General features: G+C 66.0%; 26 protein-coding genes and 1 pseudogene. 20 read left to right on the forward strand and 7 right to left on the reverse strand.

The window, feature by feature from the left end:
* Positions 1-21: 21 nt before the first annotated feature.
* From G3I17_RS10685 to G3I17_RS10695, 3 genes are all read right to left on the reverse strand, one after another.
* Entirely contained in the window at positions 22-1449 is a 1428-nt protein-coding gene (locus tag G3I17_RS10685; protein ID WP_164595807.1) for an MFS transporter, read from the reverse strand.
* Between the two features lie 50 nt (positions 1450-1499).
* Complete coding sequence (locus G3I17_RS10690) at positions 1500-2291, reverse strand: polysaccharide deacetylase family protein (RefSeq protein ID WP_164595808.1); 792 nt, start codon at positions 2289-2291, stop codon at positions 1500-1502.
* A gap of 74 nt (positions 2292-2365) precedes the next feature.
* Positions 2366-3250, reverse strand: coding sequence for a DUF817 domain-containing protein (locus tag G3I17_RS10695; RefSeq protein ID WP_343238262.1), 885 nt, complete (start codon positions 3248-3250; stop codon positions 2366-2368).
* A 71-nt stretch (positions 3251-3321) separates the two neighbouring features.
* Here G3I17_RS10695 and G3I17_RS10700 point away from each other — a divergent pair, with 71 nt between their 5' ends.
* Entirely contained in the window at positions 3322-3843 is a 522-nt protein-coding gene (locus tag G3I17_RS10700; protein ID WP_164595809.1) for a GNAT family N-acetyltransferase, read from the forward strand.
* Between the two features lie 90 nt (positions 3844-3933).
* Entirely contained in the window at positions 3934-5010 is a 1077-nt protein-coding gene (gene ychF / locus G3I17_RS10705; RefSeq protein ID WP_164595810.1) for a redox-regulated ATPase YchF, read from the forward strand.
* A 509-nt stretch (positions 5011-5519) separates the two neighbouring features.
* Here the strand turns inward: ychF and G3I17_RS10710 are convergent.
* Positions 5520-6347 carry a hypothetical protein gene (locus G3I17_RS10710; protein ID WP_164595811.1) on the reverse strand — a complete coding sequence of 276 codons (828 nt, stop codon included), beginning with the start codon at positions 6345-6347 and terminating at the stop codon, positions 5520-5522.
* 474 nt (positions 6348-6821) lie between these two features.
* On the opposite strand from G3I17_RS10710, the gene G3I17_RS10715 reads away from it, so the two are divergent.
* From G3I17_RS10715 to G3I17_RS10740, 6 genes and pseudogenes are all read left to right on the forward strand, one after another.
* Positions 6822-6974: a hypothetical protein gene (locus tag G3I17_RS10715; protein WP_164595812.1), complete on the forward strand. Its 153-nt coding sequence runs from the start codon at positions 6822-6824 to the stop codon at positions 6972-6974.
* 155 nt (positions 6975-7129) lie between these two features.
* Positions 7130-7630: pseudogene (locus tag G3I17_RS10720) on the forward strand (DUF5984 family protein); the annotation flags it as partial.
* 102 nt (positions 7631-7732) lie between these two features.
* Positions 7733-8116 (forward strand): helix-turn-helix domain-containing protein, encoded by a 384-nt coding sequence (locus G3I17_RS10725; RefSeq protein WP_164595814.1) that lies wholly within the window; start codon positions 7733-7735, stop codon positions 8114-8116.
* Positions 8109-9377: a type II toxin-antitoxin system HipA family toxin gene (locus G3I17_RS10730; protein ID WP_164595815.1), complete on the forward strand. Its 1269-nt coding sequence runs from the start codon at positions 8109-8111 to the stop codon at positions 9375-9377. The genes G3I17_RS10725 and G3I17_RS10730 overlap by 8 nt, the downstream gene beginning before the upstream one ends.
* Before the next feature lie 175 nt (positions 9378-9552).
* Positions 9553-10602 carry a hypothetical protein gene (locus G3I17_RS10735; RefSeq protein ID WP_164595816.1) on the forward strand — a complete coding sequence of 350 codons (1050 nt, stop codon included), beginning with the start codon at positions 9553-9555 and terminating at the stop codon, positions 10600-10602.
* Between the two features lie 102 nt (positions 10603-10704).
* A complete protein-coding gene (locus G3I17_RS10740) occupies positions 10705-10881 on the forward strand; it encodes a DUF5984 family protein (RefSeq protein ID WP_164595817.1) in 177 nt (58 codons plus the stop codon).
* 86 nt (positions 10882-10967) lie between these two features.
* On the opposite strand, the gene G3I17_RS10745 is transcribed toward G3I17_RS10740, so the two are convergent.
* Together G3I17_RS10745 and G3I17_RS10750 are read right to left on the reverse strand one after the other, a co-directional pair.
* Positions 10968-11420, reverse strand: a complete 453-nt coding sequence (locus tag G3I17_RS10745; RefSeq protein ID WP_164595818.1) for a hypothetical protein — start codon at positions 11418-11420, stop codon at positions 10968-10970.
* A 174-nt stretch (positions 11421-11594) separates the two neighbouring features.
* On the reverse strand, positions 11595-12347 hold the full coding sequence (locus G3I17_RS10750) for an SDR family oxidoreductase (protein WP_164595819.1): 753 nt from the start codon (positions 12345-12347) through the stop codon (positions 11595-11597).
* A 95-nt stretch (positions 12348-12442) separates the two neighbouring features.
* On the opposite strand from G3I17_RS10750, the gene G3I17_RS10755 reads away from it, so the two are divergent.
* The 4 genes from G3I17_RS10755 (at position 12443) to G3I17_RS10770 (ending at position 15791) form a co-directional block, all read left to right on the forward strand.
* Positions 12443-13033 carry a TetR/AcrR family transcriptional regulator gene (locus tag G3I17_RS10755; protein WP_164596051.1) on the forward strand — a complete coding sequence of 197 codons (591 nt, stop codon included), beginning with the start codon at positions 12443-12445 and terminating at the stop codon, positions 13031-13033.
* A gap of 181 nt (positions 13034-13214) precedes the next feature.
* Complete coding sequence (locus G3I17_RS10760; RefSeq protein ID WP_164595820.1) at positions 13215-14012, forward strand: oxidoreductase; 798 nt, start codon at positions 13215-13217, stop codon at positions 14010-14012.
* A gap of 7 nt (positions 14013-14019) precedes the next feature.
* Entirely contained in the window at positions 14020-15012 is a 993-nt protein-coding gene (locus G3I17_RS10765) for an AraC family transcriptional regulator (protein ID WP_164595821.1), read from the forward strand.
* A 50-nt stretch (positions 15013-15062) separates the two neighbouring features.
* Complete coding sequence (locus G3I17_RS10770) at positions 15063-15791, forward strand: class I SAM-dependent methyltransferase (protein ID WP_164595822.1); 729 nt, start codon at positions 15063-15065, stop codon at positions 15789-15791.
* Positions 15792-16106: 315 nt separating this feature from the next.
* On the opposite strand, the gene G3I17_RS10775 is transcribed toward G3I17_RS10770, so the two are convergent.
* On the reverse strand, positions 16107-16757 hold the full coding sequence (locus G3I17_RS10775) for a LysE family translocator (protein ID WP_203590002.1): 651 nt from the start codon (positions 16755-16757) through the stop codon (positions 16107-16109).
* A 169-nt stretch (positions 16758-16926) separates the two neighbouring features.
* Here G3I17_RS10775 and G3I17_RS10780 point away from each other — a divergent pair, with 169 nt between their 5' ends.
* The 8 genes from G3I17_RS10780 (at position 16927) to G3I17_RS10815 (ending at position 23718) form a co-directional block, all read left to right on the forward strand.
* Entirely contained in the window at positions 16927-17106 is a 180-nt protein-coding gene (locus G3I17_RS10780) for a DUF5302 domain-containing protein (protein WP_164595823.1), read from the forward strand.
* Between the two features lie 149 nt (positions 17107-17255).
* Positions 17256-17957 (forward strand): GntR family transcriptional regulator, encoded by a 702-nt coding sequence (locus tag G3I17_RS10785; RefSeq protein ID WP_164595824.1) that lies wholly within the window; start codon positions 17256-17258, stop codon positions 17955-17957.
* A 247-nt stretch (positions 17958-18204) separates the two neighbouring features.
* The gene (locus G3I17_RS10790) at positions 18205-19305 is read left to right on the forward strand and encodes a TIGR03364 family FAD-dependent oxidoreductase (protein ID WP_164595825.1); all 1101 of its coding nucleotides are present in this window, start codon (positions 18205-18207) and stop codon (positions 19303-19305) included.
* On the forward strand, positions 19305-19973 hold the full coding sequence (locus G3I17_RS10795) for a phosphonatase-like hydrolase (protein WP_343238273.1): 669 nt from the start codon (positions 19305-19307) through the stop codon (positions 19971-19973). The genes G3I17_RS10790 and G3I17_RS10795 overlap by 1 nt, the downstream gene beginning before the upstream one ends.
* A gap of 17 nt (positions 19974-19990) precedes the next feature.
* The gene (locus G3I17_RS10800) at positions 19991-21031 is read left to right on the forward strand and encodes a 2-aminoethylphosphonate ABC transporter substrate-binding protein (RefSeq protein ID WP_164595827.1); all 1041 of its coding nucleotides are present in this window, start codon (positions 19991-19993) and stop codon (positions 21029-21031) included.
* Positions 21028-22083: an ABC transporter ATP-binding protein gene (locus G3I17_RS10805; RefSeq protein WP_164595828.1), complete on the forward strand. Its 1056-nt coding sequence runs from the start codon at positions 21028-21030 to the stop codon at positions 22081-22083. Before G3I17_RS10800 ends, G3I17_RS10805 begins: the two co-directional genes overlap by 4 nt.
* A complete protein-coding gene (locus G3I17_RS10810; RefSeq protein WP_164595829.1) occupies positions 22083-22937 on the forward strand; it encodes a 2-aminoethylphosphonate ABC transporter permease subunit in 855 nt (284 codons plus the stop codon). Before G3I17_RS10805 ends, G3I17_RS10810 begins: the two co-directional genes overlap by 1 nt.
* A complete protein-coding gene (locus G3I17_RS10815; protein WP_164595830.1) occupies positions 22921-23718 on the forward strand; it encodes an ABC transporter permease subunit in 798 nt (265 codons plus the stop codon). The genes G3I17_RS10810 and G3I17_RS10815 overlap by 17 nt, the downstream gene beginning before the upstream one ends.
* Positions 23719-23724: the final 6 nt, after the last annotated feature.

Below are 23724 nucleotides of genomic sequence, written 5' to 3' on the forward strand. Positions count from 1 at the left end.
CGAGCCCGGCGGCTCGAAACCTCAGGGTGTGAGCTGTGGCTCCTCAGCCTTACGGACCGTGCGCGAGCGGGTGATGCGCCAGGCGGGGAAGGCGCCGAGCGCGGCCGCGAAGGCGAAGGTGTAGAGCAGGAAATGCGCGGAGGAGAGTACGGAGGGTTCGCCCAGTTTGACCAGTACGCCGGCCAGGGCCGCGCTGAAGGCGCTGGCCATCAGGAAGACCGTGTTGATGCCTGCGGAGGCCTTGGCTGCCTCCTCCTCGTCCTCGACGCTGCTGAAGGCTGCGACGGCCAGGTGGGGGAAGGCGATCCCGATCCCGGCGCCGGCCGCGAACAGGGTCACGAACCACAGGCCGGCCACGATTGCGGGCGGCCCGTCCTGCTGCAGGGCGGAGTGCGCGGCGAGCCCGATCGCCAGCAAGATGGGTCCGCCGACGATCATCCGGCGTACGACGCCGGGGCGGTTGGCGCCGGCGCTGATGGTTTGGCTCAACGACCAGCCGAGGGACAGGGCCGCCCCGAGGAACCCGGCCAGCAGCGGCGACATCCCGCCCAGCTCCTGACCGAACAGCGGGATGAACGCCTCGGTTCCGGTGCCGAAGGCAAGGATCCCGACGGTCAGGTAGACCCACTTCAAAGACTTGCCCCGGGCAAAGACGACCCGCGGCAGGACGGCTGCCTTGGCGGTCCGCTCGTAGGCGACGAACCCGGCGCCGAGCCCCAGCCCGGCGATCAGCACCACCGCGGTCGCGACTCCGGCCGGCACGATGCTCGCAACGCTGACCATCGCGACGGCCGCGGTCAACAGGACCAGCGAGATCCCCGGTACTGCGGAACTGGATGCTGAACGCTCGGTCCGCGGAATCACCCGCACCACGACAACCATCAGTACTGCGGCCAGCGCGACCAGCAACCCGAAAGCCGGCCGCCAGACCCCGAGTTGCCCGAAGGCGCCACCGGCGGAGGGCCCGACCAGATTGCCGACACCCCACATCGCCGACACCAGCGCAGCACCCTTGGCCCACAACCGCTCAGGCAGCGACCGCTGGATGAGCGCGTAGCCGAGCCCTGCCAGGAGACCGCCACCGAAGCCTTGCACGGCCCGCCCTGCAAGGAAGATCCCGATGCCCGGGCTGGCCGCCGCGATCAGGGAGCCGAGACCGAACAGCCCGAACGCCAGCAGGTAGGCGACCATCGAGCCCCGCGTGGTGAGGATCCGGCTCACCAGCATCGAGCTGATCACCGACGCGACCAGGAAGGCCGTCATCGTCCAGGCGTAGAAGCCGGTACCGCCGATGTCGTCGACGATCGTCGGTAGCAGACTGGTGGTGAGGTAGACGGTGCTCGCTTCCATCAGCACCCCACCGGCCAGTACGACCGCCACCGGGGCGTACCTGCGGCCGAGGAGCTCGCGCCAGGAGCCGGTCGCGGCATGGTCCGTCATGAGTGCCATGCCGCGACGCTAGGACTTCAAGTGCCCTTGAGATCAAGCGCGTGCAGCTTTCAGCAGGCCATCGCGGCGAAGGTGTAGCCCTGGGCCTTCAGCAGGCGCAGTGCCTTGTCGAGGGCCGCGACGGTCTGGGTGCGGTCGCCGCCGCCGTCGTGCATCAGGATGATGTTGTGCTTCTGCGCGTGGGTCATGATGTTGTGGACGATCGCGTGGACGCCGGGCCGGGCCCAGTCGCGCGGGTCGACGTCCCAGAGCACCTGGACCATCCCGGCGGCCAGGATCTCGGCGCGCACCTTCGGGTTCGACGCACCGTACGGCGGGCGGAAGCACTTGGACTGCGGGCCGTCGAAGATCTCGTGATGGCGCTTGGCCGGTGTGATCGCGGTCAGCTGCGGGTGTGAGATCGAGTGGCTGCCGATGGTGTTGCCTGCAGCAAGGACCTGCTCGCGCAGCCCGGGGTGCGCGGCCTGCATGTTGCCGAGCTCGAAGAACGTTGCGTGGGCACCGTACTTCGCCAGCACCCGCAGAATACGTGGCGTCCAGACCGGGTCCGGGCCGTCGTCGAAGCTGAAGAACAGCACCTTCTTGTTGCCGGCGATCGCGGCCGCGGTCGGGTCACCGGCCGGCGTGCGCGGCTTGCCGGACTCCGGTCCACCCGAGTTGCCGGGCGGCGTCGGGGTCGGCGTCTCGATCGGCGTCGACGACGGGGTGATCGCAGTGTTCGGTGCGGAGGCCGACGTCGGCTTGGGCTGGTTGGTGTGCCCCAGCGCCAAGGCGATCAGCGAGCCCACGACCAGGGCGGCTGCGACCCCGGTACCGATGATGGCGGCTAGCTTGCGGGACATGATGCTCCCTTGCAGATCAGGCGGATGTTCCCCAGATACGCTCCCCCTCAAGGAGCTTTCATCGGTAAGACGCCTTACATTTGGACCTGGTTGGCAGGGCTGTGTTGCAGGGAGATCTCAGTCGCCTTGGGAGTCACGACCGAGGCCGGCGTTCCGCGGTGGTAAAGCCTTCCCTCCAACGACTTCACGCTCGCGACCAGGACGAAACTCATGCTGACCAGCAGCGCCCAGGCGCCGAACTTCGCCGGGTGCACCAGCCGCCAGACGCTCACCTGGTCGGGGTAGTTCCAGGCATCCAGGAAGGTGCCGAAGTTCTCCGCGATCCAGAGGAAGAAGCCGATCAGCGCGAACGACAGCGCCAGCGGCATCCGGTACCGCCGGGTGCCGACGGTGTAGAAGACCCAGGTGCGCCGCAGTACGAGCAGAAGTCCCAGCGCGATCGGGATGCGCAGATCGGGCAGCCAGTGGTGGGTGAAGAAGTTCCCGTAGATCAGTACTGCGAGCACGGTGGTGAGAACCGGCCGATAGCCGCTCACCCGCAGGTCGAACCGCCGCCACGCCTGGCAGATGTAGCTACCGACCGCGGCGTACATGAAGCCCGCGAACAGCGGCACCCCGGCGAATTTCGTCACCGCGTCACCCGGGTACTGCCAGGAGCCGATCTGGACCTTGAACAGCTCCAGCCCGAGCCCGATCAGGTGGAAGCCGAAGATCACCGCGATCTCGCGCCAGGTCTCCAGCCCGGCCAGCCAGCACCCCAAGGTGAGCAGCAGGCAGAAGCCGAGCAGGGCGTCGTACCGGGCGATCGGGAGGTCGATGTACTTCGAGATCGCCAGGCCGGCGAAGAGCGCGGCGGGGAACAGGCAGGAGACGAGTTGGGTGCGGCCGAACCGCAGGAATTGCGAGCAGCCGAACACGAGGCGTGATCGGTGGCTGATGAGTTCTCTGCAACTGGTCACAGAGTGGAGACGCTGCTTGCTCTCGACTGGTTGGGACGGATAGATCACTCCCAACGGATGGAGGTGCTGCGATGGATCCGAAGGTGGTCTACGAGACGGACCGGCTGGTCGTACGCGACTGGACCGACGCGGACGGCGACCGGGTGTTCGACATCTATCGCCGGTGGGAGGTGTCGCGCTGGCTCGGCGCCGACCCGCGGGTGATGACGGATCGTGACGCCGCGTCGCGCGTGATCGAGCGGTGGAACACCCGCAACGAGGATCCGGTGCACGGCATCTGGGCGGTGGAGGAGAAGGCGTCCGGGACGATCGCGGGGACCGTACTGCTGGTACCGCTGCCCGAGGGACCTTCGTCGAAGGGTGAGGTCGAGGTCGGCTGGCACTTACACCCCGACGCGTGGGGGCGCGGGCTGGCGACGGAGTCGGCGCACGGCGCGATCACGCACGGGTTCAAGGCGGGTCTCGGGGAGATCTACGCGGTCGTCCGCCCGGACAACCAGCCCTCGCTCGCCGTCTGCCGCCGGCTCGGGATGCAGCCGCTGGGGCTGACCAGTCGGTGGTACGACTCGGAGCTGGAGTCCTTCGTCATCTAGCCCGTACTGCGTCGCGCGGCGGGCGGTTCGCAGTACCGGCTGGTCGGCGGATTGGGGTGGGGCGGGTTCGGCCGCGTACTCTTGCTGCCCGTGGCACTCTCCATCGGAATCGTCGGGCTCCCCAATGCGGGCAAGTCCACGCTCTTCAACGCGCTGACCAAGAACAACGTGCTCGCGGCGAACTACCCGTTCGCGACGATCGAGCCCAATGTCGGGGTGGTCGGCGTACCGGACGCGCGGCTGGGCAAGCTCGCCGAGCTCTTCGGGTCGGCCAAGCAGTTGCCGGCGACCGTGCAGTTCGTCGACATCGCCGGCATCGTCCGGGGCGCGTCGGAGGGTGAGGGGCTGGGCAACAAATTCCTCAGCCACATCCGCGAGGGCGACGCGATCTGCCAGGTCACCCGGGTGTTCCGCGACGACGACGTCACCCACGTCGACGGCAAGGTGAACCCGGCCGACGACATCTCCACGATCCAGACCGAGCTGATCCTGGCCGACCTGCAGACCGTCGAGAAGGCGATCCCGCGGCTGGAGAAGGAAGCCCGGCTGAAGAAGGAGGGCGTCGCCGTCCTGGAGGCGGTCCGCGAGGCGCAGAAGCACCTCGAAGCCGGTACGCCGATCATCGCCACCAACGTCGACCGCGACGCGATCCGCGAGCTCATGTTGATGACGGCCAAGCCGTACATCTTCGTCTTCAACTGCGACGCGGACGAGCTCGCCGACGAATCCCTCAAGCAGGGGATGCGCGATCTGGTCGCCCCGGCCGAGGCGATCTTCCTCGACGCCAAGTTCGAGGCCGAGCTGGTCGAGCTCGGCGACGAGGACGAGGCCCGCGAGATGCTCAACGAGATGGGCGTAGAAGAGCCCGGCCTGGACGTCCTGGCCCGCGTAGGCTTCGAAACCCTAGGCCTGCAGACCTACCTCACCGCAGGCCCGAAGGAATCCCGAGCCTGGACCATCAAAAAGGGCGCCACCGCCCCCGAAGCCGCCGGCGTCATCCACACCGACTTCCAGCGCGGCTTCATCAAGGCCGAGATCGTCTCCTTCACCGACCTGATGGAAGCCGGCTCCATGGCCGCCGCCAAATCAGCCGGCAAGGTCAGAATCGAAGGCAAGGACTACATCATGGCCGACGGCGACGTCGTCGAATTCAGATTTAACGTCTAACCGCCTCCAACGTCCAAAGGACACCGCCTCCGGCGCAAGCACGCGAGGTGATCTTCGTTGAAGGCTCGTTCAGCGATAGACGCTGCGCCTCGCGGTGTCTTCGTTCGAGGACAGCACGCACTTGTCTTCGTTCATGGACAAGGGGCATCGCTCTCTCCAGCGGAGGTGAGCGGATCTTCCGCCGCATAGGGCGCAATCAATGGGAGAAGGCCGCCAGAACTCTCAGTCTGGCCCCGTGCTCTGCTGATCGGCCGCGCCAAAGGACTTGCCGAGCACTATCCCGATGCCTTCGAACGAGCGGTAGACAGTGTCCGAGACATCCCCGGAGCGGACGAGATCAATGCTTGAACCATGCCGGCGCTGCGCGAACACTACAAGCGTCTAGCGCAGCAAGCTACGTGAGATTTCAGGTCATGAGGCTGGTCGATGACGAATCGGTGTCGAATTCCGGTTCGCCGCTTGGCGGGAGGGTTTGGACTTTGCGCCGCTCCGTCCCGAGCGCTTGTCCGCTACGATTCGTCGAATGCAGCGGCGGAGCTAGGCAGCGATTGGTCTTGTTGGACCAGGCCGGGCTTGAAGGCCTGCAGGACTGTCATGAAGCCCTGCCATGCAGCCTCAGTTAGCGGAAATTCGCCCTCTAGGATCACGACCTTGCCGCCGACCAGCGGGATCGCGTGGCGACTCGGGCGTACCGTCGACGGGGTGTGATGGACCGGAACCTCAACTCGCTCGCCTGTCGAAGCCTGCCAGACGTCAACAGTCGGCGCGACTGGGTAGTTACTGGCTGCGGAACTGTCCAGGCTACCCAAATCGTCCCTGTCCGTTTCGACCGAGGCTGGGAACTCTTCATCCATTAGGCCTGCAAAGTGGATAGTTGCCTCGTACTGCTTAGCGAACTCTCGCGCTCCGGTGTCAGAGAAGCCCATCTCGCTGATCAAGTGCCAGTTGAAGGTCTCGGGTGATCCGGTGTGTATGCCATATCGCTCCCATATTTGCCGATTCATCGTAGGTTCAAGCGCCGCTTCACGAATCTCTGACCTTCGTACGTCTTCAGGTGCAGTGAGGATCGCGCGGGCGCGTTGACTGATTGAGGCCTTGCGCTGGTCGCCCGAGCCGGTCTCATCGAGAAGGCCGAACTGTTTGACGGCGGAGTAGGCAGTCGAGGCTGGGCCAGTCTTGATCGTCTTGAAGCCCCAGTGCCTCGCAACGAGATCGATAGGAGCAGCGTTGTATCGCTCGCGCTCGAATAAAACGCGCGCTCGCTCGATTGCCTGCTCGAGGTTGAGCGACGGGTACTTGCGGCGCTGTCCACCGTGCCTATGGCTAGCTTCACTCATGGGACCCTCCGTTTCAGTTAGAGAGTAACAGAGGGTTGCCACCGACACCTAGAGTCAGTGAAACAGAGAAAACTACTCTGCTGGGGTCGGTATCGCTGCACTCGTGCTAGAGTATTGCCAACGAAGAAGGCCCCCGAGCAGTAACTCAGGGGCCTACTAGTGAAGGGGCGGGTCAAGGCCGACAGGCGGGGCTTATCATCTCTACCAGGCGGGTTCGATTCCCGTCCGCTCCATCGATCAGTATACGTCGGACGTTGGGATCGCGAAGCTCAAGAGCGTCCCAATGGTCGACTGGGCAACTGCAAAGTCGAGGGCTCACGCACGACAAGGTCTACCGCAAGACGTCGGAGTGCGTGTGAAGTGGCTCAAGGCCAACTCGCCGGTTGACCACGCCATCCTCGACCGTGTCAGCCCGCCCTCAAACGCCGCAACCTGCTTGCGCGCGGCCAGTGGCTGCATGTGAGGTGCTCTGACGTGTTCGTCAAGATCGACAGGGACCGGCCAGACCACCTTGTGGGTGAGAAGATCCTGAAGCAGTGGTGCGACGAATTGCGGGAGCTGGCCGACTATACGACCTCTATCAACCTGACTCTTCGCGCAGCGGAGCCCCCGGCGCAGAGTGGCTGACTGCCTGCCGGTTTCGGGATCACTGGTGCCTACGAGTGCCTCGCGGATCTCCACGACGGCGTGGTCGCGCCGGATACTCCGACATCAGTCATGTTGATCGGTGCCACAATCGAGTCGAATTCCGCTTCAACGTCTGAAGGCTTGATTCGGTTCGGTTTCTTTCTGCGGTGAAGCAGGATGTGCCGGCGGATCTGGTCGACTTCGTCAGCGGCGACTCGCTCGGGTGGAATGACGTGGATTCCGACTCGGCGGACGCTGCGATGACCTGGTACTCGGATCACTGGCTGAATCTTGGGTACCTGCGCGATAGTCCGGCAATCTGTTGCCGGCGTCGTGATGGGCAGGTGACGATCGACTGGGAGATGCCGGTGTGGGCGCCGAACAAGTTCGCAGTACCGCGGACTGGTGCCGTGACGGTCGACGCCGACCAGTTCGTCGCTGCGATCGAGGAGTTTGATCGGGCGCTGCTGTCGGCGATGGAAGTCCGCATCGCAGAGGTCGAAGCCTCCCCACCCCTCGGCGTCGAACTCGATCTTGATCAACTCCGCCGTGAGTACCAGGACCGCTCAGGCTGGCTGGAGAGAGCCCGCGGCTGGCACCGCAGTACCGATTGGGACACCATCCGAGCCGGCGCCACCCTCCTGTCCAACCACTGAACCGACACCGGTTGTCTTCGTTCGAAGTCACTGGCGGCTTGTCTTCGTTCGTGGACAAGGGCATGATGTCTATGAACGAAGACAACGGTTGGAGGGAGACCCGTGCGCGACATCACCATTGGCGATTGGAGCAAGTTCGGGGCGACCATCAAGGCCGAGCGCACGCGTCTGGCGTTGAGTCAGCACGAGTTGGCCAGGCGAGCTGGTGTCTCGAGATCCTGGCTGGCGAAACTCGAGGCCGGTCATCGTGGAGCGGAGTTCGAGCAGATTCTGCGGCTTCTCGAGGCGCTGGACTTGTCTCTCGTCCTTCGCTCGTACACGTCAGCGCTGTCCGAGGACGAAGCGAGCGCTGCTCCCGCCAGTCGCGTAAGTCTGGATACCCAGGCGATGCAGGAGTTGATGGACAAGCATCAGCGCAGCGCCGAGATCCGCCGCCGCGCCTGGTCTGCCGGTAAGCCTCAGTCGCCCCCGTCCGATCATGGCTGAGCGCTTGGCCGTCCTGCTGTACGGGCAGGTGGTGGGGTCCCTGGATCGGGTGACTCGAGGAGCCCTTCCGACGTTCAGTTATGACGACGCCTATGTGGACTCCGGCAGCGTTCCTCTTTCGTTGCGACTGCCGATCGCGCCTACTGCCTATCCGGAGCATCGGGTGGAGCCGTACTTGCGCGGGCTGCTTCCCGAGAATCGGGAGACACTCGGGCGATGGGCCGACCGACTCGGAGCGGTGCCGGATGACATCTTCGCGATCCTGGCCGAGACGGGATGGGAATGTCCCGGTGCGGTGCAGTTCTGTCACTACGAGGATGTCGAAGACCTGCTGAGCCGGAACGCGGAGTACAAGCCTGTCGGCGATGACGACATCGCCGAACGCTTGCGTGAACTCATCGATGAGCCCGCCGGGTGGACGATGCCCGACGAGCATTGGTCGTTGGGAGGACAGCAGGAAAAGTTCGCTCTCACGCTGCTCGACGGCCAGTGGCACGAGGCACACGGATCCGCTGCCACGACGCACATCATCAAGCCTGGTATCAAGGTTCTGCTCCACCAGGCAGTTGTCGAGCACCTCACGATGGCAGCGGCCTCCGACCTGGGAGTCGACGTTGCCGCAAGTCGCATCGTTCGGTTCGATGACCAGTGGGCGCTGGTGATCGAGCGCTTCGACCGGATCGTTGGAGGTGACGGTTCAGTCGTACGCGTTCATCAGGAGGACTTCTGCCAGGCGCTCGGTCGGCTCCCGGAGGCGAAGTACGAGTCGCGTGGCGGTCCCCAGCTCACCGACATGGCCGGCGTCGTCAAGAAATGGTCGTCACAGCGAGAGGACGACTTGATGGCAGTCGCGGATTTTGCGGCCATCAATCTCGTCGCCGGCGCGCCTGATGGGCACTCGAAGAACATCTCGCTTCTCCTGGCCCATGAGGGGCAACGCCGGATCGCGCCGCTCTACGACCTCGCTACAGGGTTGAGCTACGACCGCGGGGCGGCTGAGCGAAGCGTTGCACTCTCCATCGGTGGCGAGCGGATCTTCAGTCGCATCAGGCGCAAGCAGTGGGACAAGGCCGCCGGAACTCTAGGCCTGGAGACAGATCTGCTGGTCGATCGCACCAGGGGTTTGGCCGAGCGGTATCCAGATGCTTTCGAGCAAGCCGTGGCCAACATCCAGGATGTCCCCGGTGCGAACGAGGTCGGCGCTCGCACGCTGCCAGTACTACGCGAACACTGCAAAAGCCTCGTACAGCAACTCGGCTAGACACCTGCTCCTGTTGGCCGATGACGTCAACGGGTCGAGTTCAGGTTTAACGTCTAGTTCTCTATACGGATATAGGCTGTCCGGCAGTTACTTGCTGCGGACCAGCCTTTTCGTTTGCCTGACAGCGGAGCATGAGCTATGGACAACTTCGTAAACCATGGGAATGATGTGCGCTGTGAGCGATGAAAACTATAAAGGCAAAGAAGCAGTTGCGGCGGACCCTTCGATAACCGGCGACTTGGACAGTGAAAGCCTCAAGGTAGACGAAGGTGTCGATCCGAGTATGCTGGCCGAGCAAGACAGGGAGGCTGAGCAATTCGCCATAGCGTTCCTGAAAAAAGTCATACGGCTACGTGGCGTACGCATTGACCGGGCCCAATTCCTCAGGGCGGAGCTTCACAAAAGAGGTATCGGTGCAGCCGCAATAGCTCGGGCTGTCAGTGAGAATCCGGCGGTAGCTGGCATTTCGCCGACCATGCTCGATGAGATCGCCAAGAGCGTTATCGAGTTCGAGACTGGAAAATCCACGGCATTGTCGTTCGCTGCGGGCTTGCCTGGCGGGTTTGCAATGATCGGAACGGTGCCTGCTGACATCACTCAGTTCTATGTTCACGCCTTCAGAGTTATGCAGAAGATCGCCTACATATATGGTTGGCAGTCGTTCTTGGATGACATCGATGACTTGGATGATGAATCTTTGGGCATACTTGCAGCGTTCCTCGGCATAATGATGGGGGTCGGCGGTGCATCGGTCTCAGTGAGTCTCTTTGCTGTTCAAGTCGCCCGTCCAGCCGTCCAAAAGAAGATCGCAAGTGTGGCCCTGACTAAAACCGCGTGGTACCTCCCGATGAAGCAGACGCTGCGGGTTATCGGAGTGCATGTAACCAAGCAGAGCTTCGCTAAGACTGTGAGCAAGGTCGTTCCGGTGGTGGGGGGAGTGGTGTCGGGCGGCCTCACCTTTATTACTCTTCGTATTCAATCGAAGCGACTTATGGAGCATCTCAGGGAACTCCCACCTCCGAATGTCGACGCGGAGGTCTACCTGGCAGCCGTGAAGCGAGCCGATGAAATGGCGCGGATCAAGGCTGCGAGCATAGGCGGCGCGATTGTCGGAACAGCGGGCGCCGTTGGGTCCAACGTAGCGAGGTTTTTCAAGTCGAAAAAGAAAGAACAATCATGCGAGGAAGGTTCCCGAAGCGAAGACTTGGACGGCGAAGATGCTTGACGCGTCATTGGCGGAGGCCGCACCCTGGGTGGCGACCAGTCGAGCCTGAGCTGGTACGGCCTGACCGATGGCTGTTACTGGATCGAGCTAGGCGACGTCGACTTGGGCCACCTGTGCATCGCGCCGACCATCCTGTGCTGGCGTCAGGCTGATGAGGTCACCATCAGGTGGCAGCTCAAGGACCCTGAGCCGAGCTTCTTCGCCGGGCGGCGGACTGGCAAGGTCACCGTCGGCCGACCGGAGTTCGTGGCAGCCGTCGAGGAGCTCGACCAGGCGTGACGCACGTTCCCTCCGGCGCCAGCTGAGGTTGGTTGGCGAGGTGACGGGTGGAGTTCAGATTTAACGTCTGATCCAGCACAAGTCGGTCACAGCAACTCAGCGGCGATGTCGATGCCGTCCGGTTGGCCGAGCGGCATCCACCGCGCCCCTGACGACGTTCCAACGGTCGCCCTGAGTTTGACCGTCTTGGTGCGCGAACTGGTCGGGCGGGCTGGATACGGCAGGATGTAGGCGTGGAACATCTCGTCGACCTTGATGTGCTGGCGGCTCGTCTGGCGATGCTGGTTGCCGACTGGGAACGCTCTGCCCAGGTTGGTGTGTTCACCTGGCGCGACGAGCGAGCTGCTTGGCCCCAGCCGATCGTGAGCGACCGCGCCCGCGTAGAAGTGCCTGAATCCCTGGGGATCCGGCTGTCTCGTGAACCCGCAGACGAGGTCGAGATCGTGGTTTGGACGGGTGGGTGGGCCGACATCGGAACTCTGGTCGATGGTGGAATAGTCGCCCTTTGCCCGGAGTTCCGCGATGTCGATGGCGCACACGTGGCGGTCGTGCAGACGGTCCAGGACTTCTTGGCATGACTCACCAATTGCCTAGGTTGGATAGCAGCGGAACTGAGTCGAGTTCCGCTTCAAACGTGTAGTCGATCTTGCGGAAGGCCGTTTGGCCTGCGGAGGTGGTGCGCGAACTCAGCGGCCGGCACCTCCTTCGGTCGGTTAGACCTGGATCTGTCCGCCGTCGACGAAGTGTTCGGCGCCGGTGATGAACGAGCTCTCCGGGCCGGCGAGGAAAGCCGCCAGTGCCGCGACCTCTTCGGGGCGGCCCATGCGCTGCAGCGGCAGCTGTGCGGAGAGCGCTCCGTGGAAGTCGTCGACGCTCTGGCCGAACCTGGCGGCCAGGCCTTCGATCGCGGGTGTGGCGATCGGGCCGGGTGTGATGACGTTGACGCGCACGCCTCGCGGGGCCAGCTCCGCGGCCCAGGTCCGGCCCAGGCTGCGTACGGCTGCCTTGGATGCCGCGTAGATGCCCATTCCGTCGGCGCCTTGATGGATTGTGGAGGAGGCCAGCAGGATCACCGACGCGGGTTGAGCGAGCAGGGGCAGCGACTTCTGTACGGTCATCAGGCTGCCCTTGGTGTTCACACCGAAGACGAAGTCGAACTGCTCCTCGGTGACGTCCGCGAGGCGGGCGCCGGCACCCGCACCGGCATTGGCCACGACGACGTCCAGTTGCCGCCCGTCGCCGCGGATGACGTCCATGACCCGGTCGAGGTCGGCGGCCTGCGAGACGTCGCCCGGCACGGCGACGGCGTTGGACCCGATGTCCTCGGCGGCGGCTTCGAGTTCGTCCTTGCGGCGGCCGGTCAGGTAGACGCGGGCGCCGTCATCGGCAAAGCGCTGGGCGATCGCCCGTCCGATACCACTGGAGGCACCGGTGACCAGTGCCGTCTTTCCATCCATGGGGCGCATGGCACCCATCCTTTCGAGTCGGGTTTTTCTTGACTATCTCGTCCACAACGTAGTCTGTTCTGGACGAGATGGTCAAGAACGGATATTGTGAGGCCATGGCGCGACCCCGAGGTTTCGATGAAGAAGAGGTGCTGCGCGTCGCCAGGGACCAGTTCTGGTCGACCGGTTACGCGGCGGCGAGGGTGGATGACATTGCCGCGGCCACCGGTCTGGGCAAGGGCAGCCTCTATGGCGCCTTCGGCGACAAGCATCAGTTGTTCCTGCGTACCTTCGATGACCATTGCGCCGAACTGGTCGCTGCCGTGCGCCGAGCCCTCGACGGCCCGGACGCCGTCGCCTATGAACGACTGAGCGCCCATGTGCTGAAGGTGGCTGAGGCCACCGCCTCGGACGTTTGCCTGCGGGGCTGCCTGCTCGCCAAGGGAACCGCCGAGTTGTCTGAGCAGGACCAGGCCGTCGCGGCGACGGCCCGCCGGACATTCACGGCCATCGAGGACCTCATCACCGCCTGTGTCGCCGGGGCGCAGCGCGCGGGTGACATCGCGCCGGACGCGGACCCCGCCCGGCTCGCCGGACTCCTGCTGGCCGTGCTGCGCGGTATCGAAGCGCTGGGCAAAGGTGGAGGCAGCCCCGACTCGCTGCGCGCGATCGGCGAAACGGCCCTGGCGGTACTGCCGCGGCCGTAGAGCGAGCCTGGATGTCTTGGTTCGGAGACGCCTGGTGCCTCAGCCCGAGTTCGCCGGCCGTCCGCAATGGTGGCGCGGTTGGGAAAGATGTTGGCGTGATCGGTCAATGGTTGGGGGAGTGGGGCGGGTTAGCGTCGGGGGGTGGCTGGTCGTTGGGGCCGGCTGCTGAGGAGGTACAGGGATGACTGTGGTGCTGGTGACCGGGGCCTCGTCCGGGATGGGGAAGGCGACTGCGGTCAGGTTGCTGGCTGAGGGATACACCGTGTACGCCGCCGCGCGGCGGGTTGAGCAGATGCGGGATCTGGAGAAGCTGGGCGCCACGGTGGTCGCTGTGGATGTCACCCAGGAAGACGATCTGGTCAGGCTGGTCGAGCAGGTCGGGGACGTCGACGTGCTGGTCAACAACGCCGGCTTCGGGTTGTACGGGGCGATGGAGGACACGGCGCTCGCCGACGCGCGGTACCAGTTCGAGGTGAATCTGTTCGGGATGGCTCGACTGACCCAGCTCGTACTGCCGGGGATGCGGGCGCGTGGGGCGGGGAGGATCGTCAACCTGTCCTCGATGGGTGGGAAGATCTACACCCCGCTCGGCTCCTGGTACCACGCCTCCAAGCACGCGGTGGAGGGCTGGTCCGACTGTCTGCGGCTCGAGCTGAAGCAGTTCGGCATCGACGTGGTGGTGATCGAGCCGGGCATCATCGCGACCGAGTTCGGGGCCGTGCTGGCCGAGCCGATGATGGCGCGATCGGGCAACGGTCCCTACGCCGGCCTCGCCAGGAAGGTCGGCGCGGCGACGCAGGGCAGCTACGCCTCGGGCGGGACCTCGGCCGCTAAGCTCGCCGGTGTCATCGCGAAGGCGGTCGGCGCTCGGCGCCCGCGGACCCGGTACGTCGCGGGGAAGTACGCGAGGCTCCTGATCCTCACCCGCAAGTGGTTCGGCGATCGGGTCTACGATCGCGTCGTGATGAGCCAGGTATGAGTCAGGTATGAGCCTCGGCAACTACATCCTGGGCTCCTCGGTGCGGGCTCTCCTGACCGACCTCGGCGCCTCGCTTCCCGCAGTACTGCAACGCGCCCGGCTGCCCCAAGGTCTCTTCGCGGGTGGGACCGTCGAGCTGACACCGACCGAGTACTACGCGCTGTGGCAGGCGTTGGCCGAGGACGTCGCCGACGAACTCCTGCCGATCACGATCGCCCGGACGATCTCGGCGGAGGTCTTCGACCCACCACTCTTCGCGGCCTTCTGCAGCCCGTCGCTCGCCGTCGCGGTGAGCCGGATCGCCCACTACAAAAGGCTGATCGGGCCGCTGCGGCTCACGGTCCGCGCGTCGGGCGGCAGTATGACGATCGAGCTCGTCTGGCCTGATGAGCCGCCCGAGGTCTACGCACTCACCGAGCTCCTGTTCTGGGTGGCGCTGGCGCGGATCGGGACGCGGGCGGAGGTGCGCCCGCTGCGGTTGACGGCGCCGGTCGCCCTTCCGCCCGACGTGCGGGATCAGTACGCGCAGTACGCCGGGGTTCCGATCACGCATGGTCCTCACTGGTCGATCACCTTCGACGATCGCGACGCCGACCGGCCGTTCCTCACCGCCAACGAGCGTATGTGGGAGTACTTCGAACCCGACCTGCGCCGTCGCCTCGCCGACCTCGACCAGGGGACGTCGACTGCTGAACTCGTCCACGCCGCCCTGCTGAAACTCCTGCCCGCGGGCGCGGCGACCACTGTTTCGGTGGCCAGAGAGCTGGCTGTCAGCACGAGGACCCTGCAGCGCCGGCTGCAACTGGAATCCACCGCTTTCCAGTCGATCCTCCGCGCCACCCGCGAATCCCTCGCCCGTCACTACCTGACCACCTCGACGATGACCACCCCGGAGATCGCGTACCTGCTCGGCTACGACGACACGACCTCCTTCTATCGGGCCTTCAACGGCTGGACCGGCCAAACCCCTGAAACCGTCCGATCCGGCGCCAACACCTGAGCGTGGGAATTCGGTCGTCGGGTGGGCGAAGGGCGCCTACGGTCGTGGGTATGGCTGATGCGTTGTTCGAGGTGCCTCGGTTGGTGGAGATCTATGACTCGCTGGAGGTGGGGCGGGCGGATCTTGAGGCCTATCTGGGGATGGTGGAGGAGTTCGGTGCGCGGCGGGTGGTGGATGTGGGGTGTGGGACGGGAGTACTTGCCTTGATGCTGGCCGGGCGTGGGGTTGAGGTGGTGGGGGTGGATCCGGCGTTGGCTTCGTTGGAGGTTGCTCGGGGGAAGGTGGGGGCTGAGCGGGTTCGGTGGGTTCATGGGGATGCTGAGGCGCTGCCGCCGTTGGAGGTTGAGTTGGCGGTGATGACGGGGAATGTGGCGCAAGTCTTTGTGGACGACGCGGAGTGGACGGCGACGCTGGGCGCAGTACGGCGGTCGCTGGTACCGGGCGGGCGATTTGTCTTCGAGACAAGGGATCCTGCGCGCGAGGCATGGCTGGGGTGGAATCGGGAGGAGACCTATCAGCGGGTCGAGCTGCCTGAGGTCGGCGTCGTGGAGACCTGGGCCGACTTGCTGGAGGTTCGGTTGCCACTGGTGAAGTTCAAGTGGACTTACGTTTTTGCGGAGGACGGCGCGACGTTGACTTCGGAGTCGACGTTGAGGTTTCGGTCCCGGGTTGAGGTTGAGGAGTCGCTGGCGCGGGCGGGGTTCGCGGTTGACGAAGTACGGGATGCGCCGGATCGCCCGGGCCTCGAGTTCGTTTTCGTTGCCAGTCGCGTCGACTAGGTGGAGCGGCCAGGGTGCCGGGCAGGGGATGGGGATCACCGGCACCCTGACCTGTCAGGGGGACCACCTCGAGGGTGGTGGGTCGGCCGGGCGGAGCGTCGTACCGGTGGATGATCGCCACGCTGAGAGGGGCGGTTTCAGTCTTGCCGGTCGGTCCGGGGGCCGTATCGATAAATGTACGTCGGCACCCAAGCGCCAGGAGGGCGGCAAGTGGCTCAAGCGCTTGAGATTTCGCGGGATCGGCTGCGCTGGGTGGAGGCGCGGCGGCGGTTCGTGAACGTGGGGTGCCGGTGACTGCGCGGGGTGTTGCCGGTACTACGGAGCGGCGACGGGCTGGGTGCGGTCTGTGGCGAGTTTCACGGCGAAGACGGCCAGGGCGGTGCCGGTCAGGTAGCGGTGGATGTGGGACCAGAGGGGTTTGCGGGTGAAGAAGGTCGCTACCGAGCCTGCGGTGATGACGAAGATCGCGTTCACCGCGACGCCTACTGCCAGTTGGGTGAGGCCGAGGAGGAGGCTCTGGAGGCCGACCTGGCCGCGCGACGGGTCGACGAACTGGGGGAGCAGCGAGATGTAGAGGATCGCGATCTTCGGGTTGAGCAGGCAGGTCAGCAGGCCCATGCCGAAGAGTTTCCGGGGGCGATCCGGCGCGAGTTCGCCGGGGGTGAAGCTGGAGTTGCCGCCGGGGCGGAAGGCGTTCCAGGCGAGCCAGAGCAGGTACGCGGCGCCGGCGAGCTTCAGGGTCAGGTAGATCTCGGGGACGAGGGCGAAGAGAGTCGCCAGGCCGGCGGTCGCGGCCAGCAGGTAGGCGAGGAAGCCGACGCCGACGCCTGCGAGTGAGGTGAGCCCGGCGCGGCGTCCCTGGACGACCGAGCGCGAGACGAGGTAGATCATGTTCGGCCCGGGGATGACGACCAGGCCGAGCTCGACCAGCGCGATCCCGATCACTGCCTCGGTGCTGACCACCATGACTGCCCCTTCCGACGCCGCTACCGACGCAGTGAAACTAACAGCCGCCGGGTACCCGGCCGGAGTGATTTACTGACGCTGAGACGGCCCCGCCGATATTCACTGGCGCGGGGGCAGTCACAATTGGTTGGCTAGAGGATGAAATGCCTGACGGTTTGAAGGAGACGGTATGAGCGACACGCCCAGCGAGCCGGCCAAGGACGATCTGCAGAAGAAGTTCCGTGAGGCGCTCGCCAAGAAGAACAAGACCCACGAGTCGCACCCCGGTAGCGGGCCGCGGCACGAGGGTGTCGGCGAGGCGCACAACGACAAGCAGAAGCGCCAGTTCCGGCGCAAGTCCGGCAGCTGATTTCCGCCGCCATCCATCCATCTCGAGCCCCGGGTTGCCGCCCGGGGCTCTAGCTTTTCCCCGTACTTCGAACGCGGCCCGCAGTGCCAGGCGTTGGCGGCGGGAAGCCTGGCAGCTGGGGACGGGGTGGCTCGGTTATCGTCTGCCGGGTGACCGTGCCGCTGCATTTCGCCGTCAAGACCCGGCTCGTCGAGCTGCTCGAACGGCTCGGTGAGGGCTCCGCGCTGCCACCCGAGCGGACGCTGGCCAAGGAGTTCGGGGTCTCCCGGTGGACGATGCGGCAGGCGATCCGGGAGCTGATCGCGGACGGCCGGCTGCGGGCGCGGCAGGGGCAGGGGACGTTCGTGGCGACGCCGAAGCTGATCCAGCCGCTGGCGCTGGTGAGCTACACGGAGGCGTTACGGGCGCAGGGGCAGGAGCCTGGGCGTGAGGTGGTCGCCTTCGAGGAGATCGAGGCGGAGGAGTTGCTGGCCGAGCAGCTCGGGATCGCGGTCGGCGACCCGGTGCATCGGCTGGAGCGGGTACTGCTCGCGGACGGGCAGCCGATCGGGCTCGAGACGACGTACATGTCGGTGGCGCGTTTCCCGACGTTGCGCGAGGTGCTGAAGCCGGAGGGGTCGCTGTATCGCTGCCTGACCGATGAGCTCGGCGTCCGCTTCGGTGAGGGGGAGGAGCTGGTCGAGACGGTGATCGCCACTCCTCGCGAGGCCGACCTGCTCAAGGCGACCCAGTCGCTCCCGATGCTGCTCCTGCACCGCACCAGCCGCGACACCGACGGCCGCCCGATCGAGTCGGTCCGCTCCCTCTACCGAGGCGACCGAGTCGGCTTCCGAGCCACCCTCCGCCCCTAGCCCCGCCCGTACTACGCCGCCGAGCGCCCGCGCCCGCGCGACGTCTCGGGGGTTAACCCCCGAGACGGTGGGTTGCCTCGCCAGAATCCGAGCAGGCAACCCACCGTTCGAGGGGTTAACCCCTCAAACGGCGCGGCTGGGATGTGCAAAGTGGGGCGGGTGGGGGCGTCGGATGTTTGCTTTGGGTTCATCTGGTCTTCGGGGTGTGTCGGGTTGTCGGTAATTGGTCCGGACCAATCTTTCGGGCATGCGGATTGTTGTGGTCGGTGGCGGGGTGCTGGGGACGTTTCATGCCTGGGAGGGGGTGAGACGCGGGTACGACGTCGTACAGATCGAGCGGGAGCGTGAGGGCCGCGGCGCGAGTGTGCGGAACTTCGGGCTGGTCTGGGTGAGCGGCCGGGCCGTGGGCGCTGAGCTCGAGACGGCGCTGCGGGCCAGGGAGCTGTGGGAGGCCGTCCCGGGGATCGGTTTCCGGCCGGCGGGATCGCTGACCGTCTGCCGAACCGACGACGAGCTGGCCGTCGCGAAGGAGGCCGCGAGCACGCCCGAAGCGGCCGCCCGTGGATTCCAGCTTCTCGACGCCGAGCAGACCCGTCTGCGCAACCCGGCTCTGAAGGGCGAGCTGCTCGGCGCGCTCTGGTGCGAGCGTGACGCGATCGTCGAGCCGCGCAAGGTGCTCCCCGAGTTGCGGGCCGAACTGGAGAAGTCCGGTCGGTACCAGTTCGTCCCGGGTCGTGAGGTCCGCGAGGTCAGTACCGGCGAGGTCAGGGACGACCATGGTGAGATCCACGCGGCCGACGAGATCTTCCTCTGCACGGGCGCCTGGCACAGCGGCCTGATCCGTGAGCTGGCCGGCGAGTTGCCGGTCCGCCGGGTCCGGCTGCAGATGATGCAGACCGCCCCGCTGGGCGAGCAGCTCACGACGGCCGTGGCCGATGCGGACAGTTTCCGCTACTACCCGGCGTACCAGGGAACGGCGCTCGACACGCTCAAGCAGACGCCTCAGGCAACTGTTGCCGCCGACAACGCGATGCAGCTACTGATGGTCCAGCGGGCCGACGGCGGGCTGACGATCGGTGACACGCACGAGTACGCCGAACCGTTCGGCTTCGACGTCCAGAGTGATCCCTACGACTACCTGAAGACGACGGTCGAGAGCATCCTCGGCCGCGAGCTACCACCCGTCGTACGCCGGTGGGCGGGCGTCTACTCGCAGGCCACCGAAGCCGAGATCGTCGTCCGGCAGACCGTCGGCGAGCACGTCACGCTCGTCACCGGTCCGGGCGGCCGCGGCATGACCATGTCGCCCGCGATCGCCGAAACCAGCTACCTGGAGGCAGGACTGTGATCCAGCTCGTAGTGCTCGACATGGCCGGTACGACGGTCGCCGACGACGGGCTGGTCGAGAAGGCCTTCACCCAGGCGATCGGTGCCCAGGGCATCGAGTTTGGCGGCCCGCGGTACGACGAGATGCTGGCGCATGTCCGGGCGACGATGGGGGAGTCGAAGATCACCGTCTTCCGGCACCTGCTCGACAACGACGAAGCCGCCGCCCAGCAGGCGAACAAGGCCTTCGAGACCGCCTACGGAACGCTGGTCGACGAAGGTCACAGCGCGCCGATCGACGGCGCGGAGGACGCGATCCGGGAGATCCGGGAGCTCGGTATCAAGGTCTGTCTGACCACCGGGTTCTCCGAGACGACCCAGCAGCGGATCCTCGGCGCGCTCGGCTGGAAGAACCTCGCCGACCTGACCCTCTGCCCGGCGCAGGCGGGTCGCGGCCGGCCGTACCCGGACATGGTCCTCAAAGCACTGCTCGAGCTGAAAGCCGACGCCGTGGCCAACGTGGCCGTGGCCGGTGACACCGCCTATGACATGACCACGGGGATCCGGGCCGGCGCCGGGATCGTCGCCGGGGTCCTTACCGGTGCCCATGGCAACGATCAGCTCAACGCCGCGGGTGCCACGCACGTCCTCGAGTCTGTCCGGGATCTGCCCGGTCTGCTCCACTACTAGCCAAGACGGAGTTTGCGATGTTCCGCTCGCGTGCCCTCACCGGTCTGCTCGCCGGTGCCCTGCTCACCTCGCTGGTCGCCTGCGGCGGTACCGGCGCTGCCTCTACCGGCGACTCCGGTGGCAAGACCGTCACCGTCTACAGCGCCGACGGTCTGGCCGACTGGTACAAGACCCGGTTCGAAGCCTTCACCAAGCAGACCGGGACCAAGGTCCAGCTGGTCGAGGCCGGCTCCGGCGAGGTCGTCTCCCGGTTGCAGAAGGAGAAGTCGAACCCGCAGGCCGACGTCGTCATCACGTTGCCGCCGTTCATCCAGAAGGCGTCGGCCGACAAGCTGCTGCAGGATTACCAGGTGCCCGGCAGCGATCAGGTCAAGGGTCCCAAGGCCGCCGACTACGTGACCGTGATCGACAACTACCTCGCCTTCATCGTCAACTCGGCCAGGGCCGGTCAGACTCCGAAGACCTTCGACGATCTGCTCGACCCGCGCTTCAAGGGCAAGCTCCAGTACTCGACACCAGGCCAAGCGGGCGACGGTACTGCGGTCCTGCTGTTGCTGCAGCACCTGCTCGGCAAGCAGGGCGCGCTCGACTACCTGAAGAAGCTCGAGGCCAACAACGTCGGGCCGTCGGCGTCGACGGGCAAGCTTCAGCCGAAGGTGAGCAAGGGGGAGATCTGGGTCGCGAACGGCGACGTCCAGATGAACCTGACCTCGATCTCCGCCGCCAAGTCGGCCTTCACCTTGCTGTTCCCGGCGACGGCCGACGGCAAGCGCAGTACCGTCGCCCTGCCGTACGTGATGGGGCTCGGCGCGGGCGCGCCGAACAAGGACGGCGGCGAGAAGCTGATGACGTACCTGCTCTCGCCCGAGGCGCAGCAGACCGCGGCCAGCGACGCGTTCGGGCTGCCGGCCCGCTCGGACGTGAAGCCGACCGATGCGAACTTCCAGGCGGCGCAGAAGGCGACGGCCGGGGTCGAGATCTGGCAGCCCGACTGGAACGCCGTGCTCGCCGACCTCGACGCGGATGTCGCCGCGTACAACAAGGCAGTCCAGGGATGACCGTTCGGCTCGAGGACGTGACCGTGCACTTCGGTCACACTGTCGCGCTGGAAGGGCTCGACCTCACCGTCGCAGCCGGTGAGACGGTGGCGTTGCTCGGACCTTCGGGCTCGGGCAAGTCCACCGCGCTCAAGGCGGTCGCGGGCTTTGTCCGGCCGAGTCGCGGCCGGATCTGGCTGGACGGCAAGGACGTCACCGACGTACCGCCTGCTCGGCGAGGTATCGGGGTGGTGGTCCAGCAGTACGCGCTGTTCCCGCATCTGCGAGTGGCCGACAACGTGGCGTTCGGGCTGCGGGCCGCTCGTAAGCCGAAGGCGGAGGTCGCTCGGCGGGTCGGCGAGATGCTCGAGATGGTCGGGATGGCGAAGTTCGCGCGGCGGTACCCGCGGGAGCTGTCCGGTGGGCAGCAGCAGCGGGTGGCGATCGCACGGGCGCTCGCGATCCAGCCGCCGGTGTTGTTGCTGGACGAGCCGTTGGCCGCGTTGGACGCACAGTTGCGCGCGGACATGCTCGGCGAGTTGCAGAAGCTCCGGCGCGAGGTGCCCGACGTCGCGATCATCTACGTCACGCACGATCAGTCGGAGGCGCTCGCGCTGGCCGACCGGATCGCGGTGATGCGCGATGCTCGACTTGTCGACATCGCGCCGGCGGCCGACCTGTATGCCGCGCCGCCGTCGGCCTTCACCGCGTCGTTCCTGGGTGGGGCCAACCTCCTTCCGGTGGATGTGGTGGACGGAGGAGTCCGCTTGGCGGGCCAGACAATGTTGGGGCTGGGACCGCATGCGGGTGCCCGGCCGACCGGCGGGGGGCTCCTGCTCTGCATTCGCCCGCATGCGATCAAGCTGGCCAGCGATGGTGGGTGGCCGGGGCAGTTGGTGGCGGCGCAGTGGAGGGGTGCTTCCAGCAGGCTTACCTGCACGATCGACGGGTTGCCGGGGGTGCCGGTGCAGGTCGACGTGCCGGCTGATGGGCGGGTACCTGAGGTTGGGGCGAAGGTGTCCATCGAGTTGCCGGTCGAGGCTTGCACGCTGGTCGCCGCGGAGGGTCGCTGATGGCCGCCGACGTTCTTGGGGTGCCCATTGCCCTAGGCAACCAAACCGCGAGTAGGCGGGTCAGTAGGACGGTCTGGTTGCTGCCGCCGCTGCTGGTGCTTGCGGGGCTGGTCGTCTATCCGCTCGTGCTGGTCGCGGGCGAGTCGTTCACCGGCGGGTTCGCAACCTGGCGCGAGGTGATCGGGTCGGTCGAGTTCCGCGACGCGCTCGTCCGGACCGTACAGATCGCTGTCTGCTCGACGATCGGCTGCCTGCTGGTGGGGACATTCCTCGCCGTGGTGATCAGCTTCGTACCGTTCCCGGGCGCGCGGGTGATCTCGGGGCTGGTCGACGCGATGCTCGCACTGCCGTCGTTCCTGGTCGCGTTGTCGTTCACGTTCATCTACGGATCAGCCGGCGTCCTGGGGTCGCTGGTCGGCGGCAGTGGCTTCCTGACCACGCCGTGGGCGGTGATCCTGGCCGAGATCACCTTCTACACGCCGTTCGTGATGCGGCCGCTGCTCGGCGCGATGGCGCAGATCCCGCGAGTCCAGCTGGACGTCGCGGCGAGTCTCGGCGGCGGTCCTTGGCGAGTACTGCGGCAAGTCGTGCTGCCCGAGGTCAAGCCGGCCCTCGCGGCCGGTGGCGGGTTGACCTTGCTGCTGACGCTCAACGAGTTCGGCATCGTGCTGTTCCTCGGCGCGCGGGACACCACGACGCTGCCGATGCTCGTGCACACCAAGGGCATCGTGATGTTCGACTACCCGGGCGCGTGCGTGATCGCCGTCGTTCAGGTGCTGCTTTCGGTCGGCCTGTACGTCGCTCTGCGAGCGGCGCTGACCCGGCAAGGAGGCCGCCGTGCTGCTCTGGACTAAGCCCGGCAAGATCGTCACCTGGATCGCCTTCGGGCTGGTCTTCGGCGTACTCGTGCTGGCCCCCTTCGTCGTGGTCGCGGCGGCTGCCTTCGCGGGCAGCTGGAACGGGGTCTTCCCCTCCGATCCGACCGGCTCACATCTGACGGAGGCGTTGTCGGGTGACGAGTTGGCTTCGCTCACGGTCAGCTTGCAGACGGCGTTCCTCGGCGGGCTGCTCGCCGTAGCACTGGGGACGTGGGCCGCGCTCGCCGCCCGGAGTGCGCCCAAGCCGTTGGCCCGGTTCGCCGATGCGCTGCATCATCTGCCGATCGCAGTACCGTCGGTGGTGGTCGGTCTCAGCCTGCTCGTTGCCTTCTCGCGCCAACCCGTACTGCTCAACGGCACCAAGTGGATCGTGGTGATCGCGCACCTCGTCCTGATGGTTGCCTTCAGCTACGGAACGGTTGCCGCGGCACTGCAACGAACCGACGACGCGTACGCCGACGTCGCGGCGTCCCTCGGCGCGTCGCCGGCCCGAGTCCTGTGGCAGATCCGGCTACCGATGTTGCGCCCGGCGATAGTCTCCGCCGCCAGCCTCTCGATCGCGTTGTCGATGGGCGAGGTCGGGGCAACGATCATGGTCTACCCGGCGTCCTGGCGGACCTTGCCGGTCAGCGTCTTCGCGCTCACCGACCGGGGCCAGACCTTCACCGCGGCCGCCGAGTCGCTGGTCCTTCTCGCGGTGACCGTAGTACTGGTCATCACGCTGGATCGTTTGCGCGGTCGCTCGGTGGAGCGCTGACGAGCT

The organism is Streptomyces sp. SID13031 (assembly GCF_010548305.1).
Taxonomy (GTDB): Bacteria; Actinomycetota; Actinomycetes; order Propionibacteriales; family Kribbellaceae; genus Kribbella.

What these genes read in the sequence shown, in the direction of transcription:
- G3I17_RS10710 (WP_164595811.1), bottom strand. Translation starts at nt 6,347, where the DNA reads ATGAGTGAAGCTAGCCATAGGCACGGTGGACAGCGCCGCAAGTACCCG.
- G3I17_RS10685 (WP_164595807.1), bottom strand. Translation starts at nt 1,449, where the DNA reads ATGGCACTCATGACGGACCATGCCGCGACCGGCTCCTGGCGCGAGCTC.
- G3I17_RS10775 (WP_203590002.1), bottom strand. Translation starts at nt 16,757, where the DNA reads ATGGTGGTCAGCACCGAGGCAGTGATCGGGATCGCGCTGGTCGAGCTC.
- G3I17_RS10760 (WP_164595820.1), top strand. Translation starts at nt 13,215, where the DNA reads ATGACTGTGGTGCTGGTGACCGGGGCCTCGTCCGGGATGGGGAAGGCG.
- G3I17_RS10770 (WP_164595822.1), top strand. Translation starts at nt 15,063, where the DNA reads ATGGCTGATGCGTTGTTCGAGGTGCCTCGGTTGGTGGAGATCTATGAC.
- G3I17_RS10700 (WP_164595809.1), top strand. Translation starts at nt 3,322, where the DNA reads ATGGATCCGAAGGTGGTCTACGAGACGGACCGGCTGGTCGTACGCGAC.
- G3I17_RS10800 (WP_164595827.1), top strand. Translation starts at nt 19,991, where the DNA reads ATGTTCCGCTCGCGTGCCCTCACCGGTCTGCTCGCCGGTGCCCTGCTC.
- G3I17_RS10810 (WP_164595829.1), top strand. Translation starts at nt 22,083, where the DNA reads ATGGCCGCCGACGTTCTTGGGGTGCCCATTGCCCTAGGCAACCAAACC.
- G3I17_RS10755 (WP_164596051.1), top strand. Translation starts at nt 12,443, where the DNA reads ATGGCGCGACCCCGAGGTTTCGATGAAGAAGAGGTGCTGCGCGTCGCC.
- G3I17_RS10690 (WP_164595808.1), bottom strand. Translation starts at nt 2,291, where the DNA reads ATGTCCCGCAAGCTAGCCGCCATCATCGGTACCGGGGTCGCAGCCGCC.
- G3I17_RS10805 (WP_164595828.1), top strand. Translation starts at nt 21,028, where the DNA reads ATGACCGTTCGGCTCGAGGACGTGACCGTGCACTTCGGTCACACTGTC.
- G3I17_RS10730 (WP_164595815.1), top strand. Translation starts at nt 8,109, where the DNA reads ATGGCTGAGCGCTTGGCCGTCCTGCTGTACGGGCAGGTGGTGGGGTCC.
- G3I17_RS10790 (WP_164595825.1), top strand. Translation starts at nt 18,205, where the DNA reads ATGCGGATTGTTGTGGTCGGTGGCGGGGTGCTGGGGACGTTTCATGCC.
- G3I17_RS10780 (WP_164595823.1), top strand. Translation starts at nt 16,927, where the DNA reads ATGAGCGACACGCCCAGCGAGCCGGCCAAGGACGATCTGCAGAAGAAG.
- G3I17_RS10750 (WP_164595819.1), bottom strand. Translation starts at nt 12,347, where the DNA reads ATGCGCCCCATGGATGGAAAGACGGCACTGGTCACCGGTGCCTCCAGT.
- G3I17_RS10765 (WP_164595821.1), top strand. Translation starts at nt 14,020, where the DNA reads ATGAGCCTCGGCAACTACATCCTGGGCTCCTCGGTGCGGGCTCTCCTG.